At 43.6% G+C, this 13,724-nt stretch carries 8 protein-coding genes; 6 read left to right on the forward strand and 2 right to left on the reverse strand.

Annotated features, from left to right (window positions below; genetic code table 11):
* The first annotated feature begins 21 nt into the window (after positions 1–21).
* Positions 22–2,778 (forward strand): autotransporter assembly complex protein TamA, encoded by a 2,757-nt coding sequence (locus tag C3F22_RS05500; RefSeq protein ID WP_104426011.1) that lies wholly within the window; start codon positions 22–24, stop codon positions 2,776–2,778.
* 38 nt (positions 2,779–2,816) lie between these two features.
* Positions 2,817–7,340 (forward strand): translocation/assembly module TamB domain-containing protein, encoded by a 4,524-nt coding sequence (locus C3F22_RS05505; protein ID WP_104426012.1) that lies wholly within the window; start codon positions 2,817–2,819, stop codon positions 7,338–7,340.
* Between the two features lie 107 nt (positions 7,341–7,447).
* Here C3F22_RS05505 and xseB read toward each other — a convergent pair whose 3' ends face one another.
* Both xseB and xseA read right to left on the reverse strand, forming a co-directional pair.
* On the reverse strand, positions 7,448–7,642 hold the full coding sequence (gene xseB, locus C3F22_RS05510; RefSeq protein ID WP_005235956.1) for an exodeoxyribonuclease VII small subunit: 195 nt from the start codon (positions 7,640–7,642) through the stop codon (positions 7,448–7,450).
* On the reverse strand, positions 7,632–8,903 hold the full coding sequence (gene xseA, locus C3F22_RS05515) for an exodeoxyribonuclease VII large subunit (RefSeq protein ID WP_104426013.1): 1,272 nt from the start codon (positions 8,901–8,903) through the stop codon (positions 7,632–7,634). Before xseA ends, xseB begins: the two co-directional genes overlap by 11 nt.
* A 454-nt stretch (positions 8,904–9,357) precedes the next feature.
* Here xseA and C3F22_RS05520 point away from each other — a divergent pair, with 454 nt between their 5' ends.
* The 4 genes from C3F22_RS05520 (at position 9,358) to C3F22_RS05535 (ending at position 13,697) form a co-directional block, all read left to right on the forward strand.
* On the forward strand, positions 9,358–9,804 hold the full coding sequence (locus C3F22_RS05520; RefSeq protein WP_104426014.1) for an I78 family peptidase inhibitor: 447 nt from the start codon (positions 9,358–9,360) through the stop codon (positions 9,802–9,804).
* 112 nt (positions 9,805–9,916) lie between these two features.
* Positions 9,917–10,276, forward strand: coding sequence for a hypothetical protein (locus tag C3F22_RS05525; RefSeq protein ID WP_004783806.1), 360 nt, complete (start codon positions 9,917–9,919; stop codon positions 10,274–10,276).
* Positions 10,277–10,490: 214 nt separating this feature from the next.
* Positions 10,491–10,760, forward strand: coding sequence for a hypothetical protein (locus tag C3F22_RS05530; protein ID WP_005235947.1), 270 nt, complete (start codon positions 10,491–10,493; stop codon positions 10,758–10,760).
* A gap of 297 nt (positions 10,761–11,057) precedes the next feature.
* Entirely contained in the window at positions 11,058–13,697 is a 2,640-nt protein-coding gene (locus tag C3F22_RS05535) for a bifunctional aconitate hydratase 2/2-methylisocitrate dehydratase (RefSeq protein ID WP_034171052.1), read from the forward strand.
* Positions 13,698–13,724 lie beyond the last annotated feature (27 nt).

A 13,724-nucleotide genomic window follows, 5' to 3' on the forward strand; every position in this document is an offset into this window, starting at 1 on the left:
TGTATTCGTTTAGAGTTTGCTATGCTCGCAAAGAGAAAATTTAAACAAACGATGCTAAATCGTAGTATGGGGTCTCTCGTACCGTATCATGGCCGAGCCAGGCTATGTATGAGTATATTTTTCATGATGTTATCGCATCAGGGCATGGCACAAACCGAGCAGACCGAAACTCCGGTAGCACTATCTCAGGCAGAAATGATCGAAGAGTTATCCCAAGAAGCTGTTCGACAAGGGGTAGCTACGACCGAGGCTGAAGCAACAGAAAAAGTTGAAGAAGCTTTAGAACCTGAAACTTCCACTGTAGATAGTATGCAAATGCTGCAAGAACAGCAGGCTATGGGAACGTCTCTGGGTGAATTTCAGCCAATTGAGTTTGATGATTTAGAAAGCCTGCCGGTACAAACGATTGACCAGAGCATGGCAAACGAGATTTATCAGGTTGCGCAAGAAGCGAAACGCGAGGCGCAAGCCTATCGCCAGACCGTGCAAACTAAAACAGTAGTCAATGATATGAGTCAGCAGGAACTGGTTGAAATCAATCAGGCACCTGTGAATGTTGATCAGCTTATGCAGTCCATTCAGGCCGATAGCCAGATTATTGTCCAAAGAAATGAGTCGGGTGCGACCTTATCCGAGTTGCCTGCACCAACGACGCCTGAAAATGATAAACGCCCTAATATTTTCAAGCGACTGTTTTATAAAATACGTCCACCTCGCCAGATTATGACCGCCAGTTTGCCTCGGATCAGTGCAGATGTGGTCATTGTGAATGGAAATGGCACTACACAAAGCAATGGCGGATTGAATCGTAAAGCCCAGTCAGAAGGTTATACGAATCTTAGAAATAATGTAAAAGCTAAACTTTCTAGCTTTACCCAGGAATCCTTTGAAGATTTTTCATCTGCATTACCGCAACTCCGTAATCTGTCCAATCAGGCTGCCCAAGCTGTAGGTTATTACAATGCCCAGTTCAGATTTGAAAAATTATCAGATAGCCGGGTCAGAGTTTATGTAACCCCGAATGAGCCGGTCATTATCAATACCCATAATATTGAGTTTAGTGGGCCAGGTGGTGAACAGCCGCAGTTCCAGGTTATTAGTCTTCTACCTGAACAGGAAGAAGGTGATATCTTTAACCATGGGGATTATGAAAAAACCAAGGACCGGATTAATACCGCAGCCAGCGACAATGGTTATTTTGATGCTTACTGGCGCTTGCATGATGTGCGCATTGCCCAACCCGAAAATACAGCCGATGTGAATCTGCGCTTTGAAACAGGTGAGCGTTATAAACTGGGTAATGTAGAGTTCAGGATGAGTGATCCTGAAAAAGAATTTCCATTGAATCGTGATGTACTGGAAAGTCTGGTCACCTGGGAAGATGGTGCTGACTACACCTTCTGGCGTGTGAATAGCTTGGCCAACAACCTGACGAACTCACGTTATTTTAACTATACGCTGGTGGATACAATTCGTCCTGATCCTATTGATCGAGAGCTGGAACTGGCACCGGATATTCAGAGTCTGATAGAAGAACAGAAGTTTTCAGAAGATGAAATAGGTGTGGCCAAGAAAGCTGCACCAGTATCCGATCAGGAAGTTACACAGGATGTGGTGGATGAAGATCAGTTCGCCGGTAGTCGTGATGCAGAAAATCCAAACTTAAGAACTTTGCGGGTTCAGCAGCAGACCAAAGAAGACGAAGAAGAACGTTTAAAGGCTCAGGCTCGTGAAGAGAAAAAAATTCCGGTCATTGTGACACTGAATGCAGACCGTCTTAACAGTGCCGAAGTCGGTCTGGGTTATGGTACGGATACCGGAACACGCTTACGTGGACAATATCGCCGCGCGATCGTAAACAAGCGTGGTCACTCATTTGATGCCAACCTTGAATTGTCACAAATCCGTCAGTCAATTGATGGCCGTTATAATATTCCATACAACCATCCACTTAATGACTATATCAGTATCGTGGGTGGTTATGAGCGTGAAGAACGTGATGGTGTGGCCCAAGGTGATGGCCTGTTAATTGAATCCGCGGTACTTGGTGCTGACCGGATTATTAAAAATCCGCGTGCTAATTGGCAACAAACCTACGGTCTACGTTACCGTCTGGATCGTCTGACGCAGGATGGTTCGGTTGATTTTAGCCAGATTCCGGAAGCATTCAGATTCAATACTGAAGATGAACAGCAGTCTTTATTGGTGGGTTATGAAGTTTCCCGTACTGATAGTGATCGCCGCGTGAACCCGACCAAGGGCTTTAAGCAAACCTATAAAGTCGAATTGGGCAGTGAAGCTTTATTGTCTGATGCCGATATGGCGATTGTGAATGCAGGCTGGCGTTTTATCTATTCACTGGGTGAAAATGCCAATCACCAGTTTGTTGGACGTGCGGATCTGGGTTATATCTTTACTGAAGATTTTGCCAAAGTACCTTATAACCTGCGCTATTTTAGTGGCGGTGATCAAAGTATCCGTGGTTTTGACTATAAGAGTCTTTCTCCGGAAATTGAAGGCTTTAAAGTGGGCGGACAGGCTTTGGGTGTGGCTTCACTGGAGTATAATTATCAGTTCAGGGAGGGCTGGCGCGCTGCAGTATTTGCGGATGCCGGAAATGCCTATAATGAGGATTTTAGTAATCCGACAGAATATGGTGCGGGGCTGGGGATTCGTTGGGCTTCACCGATTGGCCCAATTCGTTTAGATGTGGCGACCGGACTGTCGGATGACAATTATCCGATTCGTTTGCATTTCTTTATTGGCTCGCAGTTATAAAACATTTATTAATTAAAAAATAGTTATTTGGGTAGATCATGGTCGAAAACCAACCACAGCCAGAACAAGAGCAACAACCTGAAGTTGTGCCGAAAAAGCGCCGTATATTTAGAAGTATTCTATTGTCGGTCCTTTTTTCTCTTATTTTTCTGCTGTCTGTACTGGCGATCCTGTTTTCTACCGATAAAGGCAGTAAATTCCTGCTCGATCAGGTGATGCAGCGCCAGGAAATCATTCATTATGAATATGAAGGTGGGAACCTGTGGCGCGGGATTATCCTGAAAAATGTTCTGGTTACCCTGAAACCGGTCGATGTCAAAATTGACCGTGCTGATGTCAAGCTGGGTTGGCGGGCGATTATCAAAAAAGAAATTCATCTGACTGAAGCAGATGTACTGAATCTACAGATTATTAATAAAAATCCGTCAAGTGATGAGCCATTCAAGTTCAATGCAATTCGTTTACCGTTTGTATTGCGGGTTGATCATTTACTTCTCGATCACTTGGTGATTAAGACTCAGACCAATGCAGTTGATTTTTATAATATTGAACTGAATGAAGCATTATGGTCAGGTACCGAGCTGAATTTCGAAGATTCCCGCATGGACATGGGCTATCTGTCGGTACGTGAAGCTACTGGGAAAATGCAGTTTGAAGGTAAATATCCACTAGATGCACGCGGTATTCTAAATCTGCCTTCACTCAGAGAAAGCTTGAATATTCATGATATTCAAGTACGTGCTAGAGGCACACTGGATACCATTCAGGCCGGGGTCGCGACCAACACGCCAGATTTGCTGACAGGCTGGGCAATTCTGCACCCGATGCGTCCTAATGTACCCATGCGTGGTGAACTCCAGTTCAAGCAATATCACTGGCCAATCCTGACAGAGCAAAAACTGTTTACGAAAGATGGTGTGGCTGAGTTTAATGGGAATACCAAGCGCCTGGATCTGAATGTTCGCACTGATATTGAAGGTGAAAATATCCCGGATGGGCAATATACCGCAGTGATGTACACCGATCTGGTCAATCAGCTCAATATTACTGATCTAAATGGTCAGCTGATGAAAGGTTCGGTAAGCCTGGCAGGTACTGTAGGCTGGGCTGATCAGGTGGATTGGGATCTGACAGGCCGCATGAATGGGATTGATCCAAAACATCAGCGAATTCCACAGGTGGTGCAAGATTTTCTACCACCAAGTCTGGACGGTAATATTGCCTCTACCGGTAACCTGGAAAATGGCCTGCATTTAACAGGACTGGTGGATTTTGACCGCTATGAAACCTGGAATATCAAGCTGGATCAGAAGCCGGTTAAAGACAATAAAGCTCAACCGATTTTACTGGATGTGGCCTGGAAAAATATTGATCGTGCTGTGCCTTATATCGGCTGGTTAAAAAGTGAATCAGGCGATGTTGATCTGGTACTGGTCGAAGGCCAGCAGAATATCCATGTCGCTACTCAGGTTGCTCAGCATGAAGAAGGGTTGTTGCCGACAGGAATGTATCAGGCACAATTGAACTTGAAAAATAACATCCTGAATGTTCCAAGTTTTAAATATAGTGGAAATGGACAGGCCGGCAGTCTAACAGGTAATGCACGGGTTGAACTGCCAGAAGAAAAACGTCAGCTCAAATGGTCCGCAGTATTAAATGCCCAGAACCTGAATACCCAGACTCTGGCTGCAGCTTCACCAATTGACCGCTTGAATGGTCGAGTAAAAGCCAGTGGTTATGCACGCCCGAATCAGCAGATTATTAACCTCAGCGGTGTAGATCTGACCGGACGACTGGCTGCGCAAAATGAAACCGTTCATCTGACAGGTAATAGTAATATTGCCTTGTTGTTCCATGATGAAAAAGTAGGTGGCGGATTCAAAAGTTATGCGGTCAATTATGATGGTGCATTAAGTGCCAGCCAGATTAAGGCCAGTCAGGGATTGTTGAAACTGCGCTTGTCAGGTACGCCTGATATGCTGAATATCAAGGAACTGCGCCATGATGGAGTCGCTGGAAAAATTAATGCCAATGGTCAGGTGAACTTGGCAAATGGTATTGGCTGGAATGTAAATGCTTCTTTGGTGCGTTTCAAACCTCAGTATTTTAATGCCAAGCTTAAAGGTGAATTGTCTGGCAATCTGCAAACCCAAGGTGTCTGGTCGGATGCAGTGAAGCGTGTCCAGATTCAACGCTTAAATCTGGCCGGTATGTTGAATAATAAACCGGTACGCGGTAAGGGTAATCTGGCTGTATTGATTGATTCCAAGCAGCGTGGTTTTGTACCGCAGCAGTTTGAAGCCAATAACCTGTTCCTGTCTTATGCCAGTAACCAGATACAGGCCACAGGTAATGCACAAAATCTGCAACTTAAAGTGAATGCGCCGGCATTATATGAGCTTTATCCGGGATTAAGAGGCCGGGTACAAGGCTACATCAATATGCAAGCACAACCGCGTTTGCAAGCAACTGCGAATCTGGCAGTAGATAATTTTGCTTTCAAGAACCTGTTTAGCGTAGACAAGATTCGGGTACGTGGCCAGTTACCGACTTCACAAACCACACCGACTTTATTGACTGCGACCATGGATCAGTTGCGTAGTGGCAATAGACAGATTGTACGCGGTGAAGTGTCACTTGCTGGAACGCGCGCCGCGCATGTGCTGCAAGTTCAGGCTGAAAATAAGCTGTCTAAATTCTTTGTTCAGCTCGCAGGTGGTTTTAATGCACAAAATAACTGGTTAGGCCAGATCCAGCGCGGTGATTTCGACTCACTGCGTACTCATCTGGTGCAGCGTCAAAATGCAGCTGTAATTTATAACACTGCACAGTCGGATCTGTTTGTTGGCGCTCATTGCTGGATGAGTCAGCAAAGTCAACTTTGCTTTGACCAGCCAATTCGAGTCAATAAAACTCGAGGTAGTGCTTCATTTATTACCCGTAACCTGGATCTGGCTGACTTTAGTGCCTTCCTGCCAGAAGGCATAGCATTAACCGGTAAAGTGAATGGTTATGCCAAGGCAGCTTGGGCACAAGGTGCTAAACCGAAAATTGATGCTCGTCTGGTAACCCGCAATGGGGTGATCGGCTTATCTTCTGATGATCCGGAATATTTAGGCTCGACTTTAAAATATGATGAAGTGGGGCTGGTCGCAAAAAGCGTGGCCGCTGGATTACAGATTCGTCTGGATGTGAAAACGCCGGATATTGGTACAGGCTATGCCAATGTAATTATTGATCCATATCGTGACAATAAACCAATGCGGGGCGAGATTGCCTTTAACCAGGTTCAGCTGAAGGTCTTTAAGCCATTCATTCAGGATGTGCGTAATCTGGATGGTACCCTGTCGTATGCAGGTAAAATTAGCGGAACGTTAACCGATCCATTACTTGAAGGTGAAATTCGGGTTAAGGACGGGGCGATCAGCATGATTTCATTACCAGTCAATCTAACCAATGTGCAGCTCTATTCATCAGTCCGTCAAAATACCGCGACTATTAATGGTGCATTTAATAGTGGTCGTGGTGCTGGTAAATTAACTGGTTCTGTAGACTGGAAAGGTGATCCTCGCGTACAGCTCAAACTTCAGGGTGAAAATCTGCTGATTCGCCAGGCACCGCTGATTACTGCGGTGGTTACGCCTGATCTGACCCTGGATATGTATCCGTTCAATAAAAAATTGAGCTTGAGTGGTAAGGTCGATGTTCCTCGTGCATTGATTTCTATGCCTGAAGCGTCTGAACCTGTTGTGGGCTTGTCTTCTGACGTACGCGTAGTACGTGAGGGAGATGACCAGCTCGCCATTCTGAAAGCGGCACGTCCATGGGATATTCGCGCAGATGTTGCAGTGTCGTTAGGAAATCAGGTGATCTTCCAGGGCTTTGACAGCCGTATTCCACTCTTAGGTCGTGTCAATCTGACACAACGTGGTCTGGAATCTGCGATGCGTGCCAATGGTGCGATCGGGGTATCACAACGGGTGAAAATTGAAGCTTATGGACAAAGTCTGGATCTGAACCGTGCAATTGCACGTTTCAATGGCCCGTTGTCGAATCCAACCCTGGATATTGATGCCAATAAATCCATTCAAGGTAGCACGGTGGGTGTACGTGTCACTGGTACAGCCTCAAGTCCTGCCATTCAAATTTATAATGATGCTGGCCTGTCTGAACAGGAAGCGTTGAATGCCCTGATTACTGGTCGTATTAATGAAGGGGCTTCAGGCTTGAGTCAGGCAGAAGGTTTCAGATCTGATGTAAATAACACCATTGCAGCCGCAGGGATCAGTCTGGGCTTAGGCGGTACGCGTGCCTTGACCAACCAGATTGGCCGTAGCTTTGGCTTGAGCGGTCTGGCACTGGATGCACAGGGAACCGGGGATGATACTCAGGTGTCTGTAACCGGTTATATTACGCCAGACTTATATATCCGTTATGGGGTTGGCGTATTTACCCCAGTAAACAAGTTGACTTTACGTTATCAAATGAATCAGCGTTTATATCTGGAAGCCAGTCAGTCTTTAGAGCGTGCAATTGACTTATTCTATAACTGGCGGTTCTAAGCTAATAAAAAGCCCTCTAAATGAGGGCTTTTTTATAGGCAAGAGATTTTAAAATAGCCTAAGCATTTAAATCATCAAGCTATACTGATTTAAGGTATTCAATAAAATTAATCCTTAAAGGTCTCGTTCAGTGCATTCTGAACGGCTTCCACTCGGGATTTACAGGCTTTATACGCCTGCATAGACTCTTCAACGATTTTCATCAAATTATCAATATCTGGTTCTTGCTGAGATTCAAGTAATTCAGCATTCTTTTTCAAGATGTCATAGCCTTCCTGAAAGCTCAAAGTATCATGACTCATGGGGAGTTACCTGCGTAAGTTGTGCTGAAAATAGGCCATCGTGTAATTCAACCTGAACGGGTTGTTGCACATCAATTTGATGAATTGAACGAACCACGTGTTCTTGCTGGCGCACAATGGCATAGCCTTTGGACAAAACATGTTTGGGATTTTGCAGTAGTGTTTCCCGCATCAGGGCATCTAGCTGCTGATTAATTAGTTGGGTCTGTTGCTGGGCAAGGTTAGAAGTATTGGACTTGAGCTGCTCTAAACTTTGCAAGGCATTCACAATCTGGTGATTGGCCAGATTTTGGATTAGTTTTAAATATTGCTCATTCTGGTTTTGATAAGCCTGAATTTGCTGTTGAGAAAGTCGCTGGATGCTTTGCAGGTTATTTATAACTTCTTGCGTCAGCTCGACGACATGATTGCGAATTCCAGCAATCACCTTGCTCGGTGTGTCGAAAGAACGATGAGCGATTTCATCCAGAATCGTCCGATCTTTTTCATGACCAATACCAACCCAGACGGGAACTGAACGTTTGCAGAGCAGGGCAGCCAGCGCATAGTCATTCAAATACGCCAGATCATTGACTGCGCCACCGCCACGAATGATCACGATCAGATCAGGCGCGTGATGATACGTTTGTGCCCACTGCTTTAAAGCTTGTGCCAAGCTTTGCATGATGCTTTGCGGTGCCGTATTTCCCTGAAAGGTAGCACTGTGATAGATAAATTCGCATACCTGAGCTTTTTGTAAAGCATCAGCATCTTTCTTGAAATCGCCCAGACCGGCAGCCTTTTCTGGAGCAATCACCAGAATCCGGTTTAGGTCAAAAGGTGTAGGGAGATTTTTATTGCGATTAATCAGACCTTCGGTTGTCAGTCTTTCTACAATCTGCTGATAACGTCGGGCTATATCTCCCAAGGTATATCCAGAATCAATCTCTACAATATTTAGGGAAAATCCATATTGCGGATCAAAGCTGGCTTTGACTTTGATTAAAACTTTAAGATCCCGGCTTAGTTCAATACCACTTTCACGTTCAAATTGCGTCACAATTTTCTGCGCAGCAAACTTCCAGATTGTGGCCCGGCAACTGGCAATGACCTGATCATTGTCAGGATCTTTTTCTGCCAGTTCTAGATAATAATGGCCAGCTTTAATATTTAAATTACGAATCTCGGCTTTGACCCACACCGGTGTATCGAAAGTGATTTTTACCACTTCATGAACCGTAGAAAGGTATTCTTTTAAAGAAAGCTGGAGATCGTCTTGCATGCTGAGATAAAGTTTAAAATTCAATCAAATATTAAAGCAATATGGCCGCTAGTACAAACATCAAGCTTCGTGCATAAAAAAGGCAAGGACAAAGAAGCTGGGCAATAATTAATTTAATAATCTAAAAACAAAATATTAGAATAACACTTGGTTGATGAAGGGTAATAAACACTTTGTATAATAATGTAATGACATTGTCATCTTTAAGCCATTCCAATAGTTAACTAAAACTAAATTTTGGCTATTTGAAAAAAGAAACCACTTTTGAAGGTTGATTATTGGTTAAAGTAAATCATAGGAAATAGTGAGAACTTAAATGGGATTAAACCTAATGATATTAAGAAATGATCCTGTCGCTTTTTACAGAATTACAAACACTCAAGCCTTTTCAGATCTGACGCTATAAGTGGAATATGCTACATTAAAGGCGAATTCCTTTAGAAGAATACCGCTCATGAAAAAAATAATTTTATCTGGTTTGCCCGGATTATTTGCATCCATCCTCCTTGCTGGCTGTAGTACGACCCAGTCGACTGACTCAAACTCAGCGTCATTGGGAACAGCGAATCCAGCGAGTGCCTATTGTATTAATCAGGGTGGAAAGCTGGAAATCCGTAATGAAACTAATGGGCAAGTGGGCTATTGTCATTTAAAAAATGGGCAAGTGGTCGAAGAATGGGAATATTTCCGAGCAAACCAGCCTAAATGTATCGCTGATCAGGCAGCTGCGCTGGTTGGCCAATCCAATTTAACTGAAGCAAAAATCAAAGAGAAAACCAAAGCTCAAATGGTACGCATGGTTGCACCTGGCCAGCCTGTCACTATGGATTATCGTGAAGAGCGCGTGACGGTCACTGTAGATCCAGCCACTAAGAAAGTAGTTCAGGCCAGCTGTGGTTAAGATATGAAATGCTACTTTCGAGCAGGCAGTATCAATAAGAATAGACAGAAATTTCATTTTAAATGACAAATCTGTGCTGATCTCTTATAGTGCTTCTCGGAAGGAGAAATTCATGAAAAAGTTATTTGCTTTATCGCTGATGGTTGCTCTGGTCGGCTGTGCAGAGAAAAAACCTTTAACCCCTGAAGAGCAGTGGCATGGCTATTGTCGTAGTGTGGGGAATGCTGCACGGACCATTATGCTGGATCGTCAGAATGCGATCGAGAAAGAAAAGGCTGTTGAGCATGCCAACAAGATCGATGATGACATCACTCGCGGTTTTATCCTGAATATTATCGATGAAGTCTATGCACTTCCGGAACAGGAAATTAAGACCGATGTAGATGCAGCCCGTGAGAAAGTCCGCGCTGAATTTACTGAAAAATGTATCGCCACACCGCATGATAAAATGCCAGATTACAAACCGTTCTAAGGAACGGTTTTTTTATATTTGAATGAAGCAAACTAAGGAATCTTCATTCAAATTAAATAGTGGTTTATAGATATAAGAATATTCTTCTAATAATAAAAATAGCCTAAGCAATATTAAATATAATTTGTGACAATTGCTAAATCTAAAATATAGAAATGCTTATCTTTATATTGAATAATGAATTTAACTCCAAAGCCTTTAGGAGAACAATAATATGGACGTCGTGAAATATTTATATCACTCAGATCTGCTGTTAGAAGATGAAAAAGGATTGGCGATTATCGGTAGCGGACGCTATGTTCTGAGTGTAGGAGACAAGGTCGTGATTAAGCAGATCTTGGTGCAGGACAAAAAACGCTGTTTGGTCGAGATTTCCTTTGCCAGCAACAATCACAGTCAGACCTATGAAGATCAATGTGAATTAAAATTTGAGGGTTGTCGGGACGCTTTTCAGCAATATTTGAACTCGACGACAGTCCACTAAGGTGGAGTATCTTTTTCTAAGTAAATTAGGCAACATCGATGTTGCCTTTTTTATGCGTCGAATTTGGTTAAAAGTTGCCATATCTGTACTTAAATTATGCAAGGCGATGATGATTTGATTATTGAATGATCTTTATAAGCATCATTTAGTTATAAAATAATGAGCATCACAAAGAAACACTGTACTTGCATTAACTTTTAACTGGAATTTTAGTAAAATTTTAGAGTCCATATTATTTGTGAAGCTCTTATAAAGCAGGAATTCACAGGTAATTTTTTAAAAAAGAGGAATAACACCGTGCTAGAAGCTTACCGCCAACACGTTGAAGAACGTGCCGCACTCGGAGTCCCACCGAAGCCACTTGATGATGCTCAAACTGCTGCATTAGTTGAATTATTAAAAAATCCCCCAGCTGGTGAAGAAGCATACTTAGTTGACTTGCTTGAAAACCGTGTTCCAGCGGGTGTTGACCAAGCTGCATACGTAAAAGCTGCGTTCTTAGCTGCATTGGCAAAAGGCGAAGCGACTTCTCCACTAGTTTCTAAAGAACGTGCGGTTTACTTACTGGGCACTATGCTTGGTGGTTATAACGTTGCTCCTTTAGTTGAACTTCTAGAAGACGCAGAGCTTGGTGGTCTTGCTGCTGAAGCTTTGAAAAAGACGCTTCTTGTATTTGATGCGTTCCATGACGTAGCTGATAAAGCACGTGCAGGTAATGCAAATGCAAAAGCTGTTCTTCAATCATGGGCTGATGCTGAATGGTTCACAAACCGTGCAGATGTTCCAGAAGAAATCAAACTGACAGTTTTCAAAGTAACTGGCGAAACTAACACTGATGACTTGTCTCCAGCACAAGACGCTTGGAGCCGTCCAGACATTCCATTGCATGCAAATGCAATGCTGAAAAACGAACGTGATGGCATCAACCCAGAAGTTCCTGGTGAAGTTGGTCCATTAAACCAAATTAAAGACCTCATCGCGAAAGGCAACAAAGTTGCTTACGTAGGTGACGTTGTTGGTACAGGTTCTTCTCGTAAATCTGCAACTAACTCTGTACTTTGGTTCTTCGGTGACGAAATTCCGCACATTCCTAACAAGAAAGAAGGCGGTTACTGCTTAGGTTCTAAAATTGCTCCGATTTTCTTCAACACTATGGAAGACGCTGGTGCGTTACCAGTTGAAATTGACGTAGCAAACATGAACATGGGTGATGAAATCACTCTTAAAATCGACAAAGCTGCTGCTAAAGTAACTGCGTTCAAAGACGGCGCTCAAATCGCTGAAGCTGACCTTAAAACTCCAGTACTTCTAGACGAAGTTCGTGCGGGTGGTCGTATTAACCTGATCATCGGTCGTGGTTTGACAACTAAAGCACGTGAAGAGCTTGGTCTTGAGCCTTCAACTCTGTTCCGTACTCCAGTACAACCTGCTGACACTGGCAAAGGCTTCACCCTTGCTCAGAAGATGGTTGGTCGCGCTTGTGGTCTTCCTGAAGGTCAAGGTATCCGTCCAGGTACTTACTGTGAACCACGTATGACTACTGTTGGTTCTCAAGATACAACTGGTCCTATGACTCGTGACGAACTTAAAGATCTTGCTTGCCTAGGCTTCTCTGCTGACCTGGTAATGCAATCTTTCTGTCACACAGCTGCGTATCCAAAACCAGTTGACGTTCAAATGCAGCACACGCTTCCTGATTTCATCATGAACCGTGGTGGTGTTTCTCTACGTCCAGGTGACGGTATTATCCACTCTTGGTTAAACCGTATGCTTCTTCCAGATACTGTTGGTACTGGTGGTGACTCGCATACTCGTTTCCCAATCGGTATTTCATTCCCAGCGGGTTCTGGTCTTGTAGCATTCGCTGCAGCAACTGGTGTTATGCCACTTGATATGCCAGAGTCTGTTCTTGTGAAGTTCAAAGGTAAAATGCAGCCTGGTATCACTTTACGTGACCTAGTACATGCAATTCCTTACGTAGCAATCCAAGAAGGTGACCTGACTGTTGAGAAGAAAGGTAAGAAAAACATCTTCTCTGGCCGTATCCTTGAGATCGACCTGACAGAAATGGAAACTGACCTGACTGTTGAGCAAGCATTCGAACTTTCTGATGCTTCTGCTGAACGTTCTGCGGCTGGTTGTGCGATCACGCTTTCTGAAGAGAAAGTTGCTGAATACCTACGTTCTAATATCACTATGCTGAAGTGGATGATTTCACAAGGCTATGGCGATGCTCGTACTATGGCGCGCCGTGTTGAGAACATGGAAAAATGGTTGGCTAACCCATCACTTCTTAAAGCTGATGCTGACGCTGAATACACTAAAGTGTATGAAATCGACCTTTCTACAATCACAGAACCAGTTCTTTGCTGCCCGAACGACCCAGATGATGCAAAACTTCTTTCTGACGTTCAAGGCGTTAAAATTGATGAAGTATTCATCGGTTCTTGTATGACGAATATCGGTCACTTCCGTGCAGCTGGTAAACTTCTAGACAAAGTACCTGGTGGTTCTTTATCTACTCGTCTATGGTTGGCTCCTCCAACTCGTATGGACGAACACCAATTGATGGAAGAAGGTTTCTACAATACTTATGGCAAAGCTGGCGCTCGTACTGAAATGCCAGGCTGTTCATTATGTATGGGTAACCAAGCACGTGTAGCTCCAAACACTACTTGTGTATCGACTTCTACTCGTAACTTCCCGAACCGTCTAGGTCAAGGTGCGAACGTTTACCTGGCATCTGCTGAACTTGCATCTGTTGCTGCTGTACTTGGTAAATTACCATCTCCAGAAGAATATCAACAATATGCAGCTCAAATTGACAGCATGTCTGCTGATATCTATCAATACTTGAACTTCGACAAGATGAGCGAGTATACAGATGCTGCTAAAGACATCGATACCAAAAAAATTGCTGCTGCTCAATTAGCTTAATAGTTGATTAGAAAGTAGTTTAAAATA

Origin of the sequence: Acinetobacter sp. ACNIH1 (genome assembly GCF_002934695.1) — a bacterium.
GTDB classification, from domain to species: domain Bacteria; phylum Pseudomonadota; class Gammaproteobacteria; order Pseudomonadales; family Moraxellaceae; genus Acinetobacter; species Acinetobacter variabilis.

Coding starts and splice junctions, on each gene's coding strand:
- C3F22_RS05500 (WP_104426011.1), top strand. CDS start 22: ATGCTCGCAAAGAGAAAATTTAAACAAACGATGCTAAATCGTAGTATG.
- C3F22_RS05505 (WP_104426012.1), top strand. CDS start 2,817: ATGGTCGAAAACCAACCACAGCCAGAACAAGAGCAACAACCTGAAGTT.
- xseB (WP_005235956.1), bottom strand. CDS start 7,642: ATGAGTCATGATACTTTGAGCTTTCAGGAAGGCTATGACATCTTGAAA.
- xseA (WP_104426013.1), bottom strand. CDS start 8,903: ATGCAAGACGATCTCCAGCTTTCTTTAAAAGAATACCTTTCTACGGTT.
- C3F22_RS05520 (WP_104426014.1), top strand. CDS start 9,358: ATGAAAAAAATAATTTTATCTGGTTTGCCCGGATTATTTGCATCCATC.
- C3F22_RS05525 (WP_004783806.1), top strand. CDS start 9,917: ATGAAAAAGTTATTTGCTTTATCGCTGATGGTTGCTCTGGTCGGCTGT.
- C3F22_RS05530 (WP_005235947.1), top strand. CDS start 10,491: ATGGACGTCGTGAAATATTTATATCACTCAGATCTGCTGTTAGAAGAT.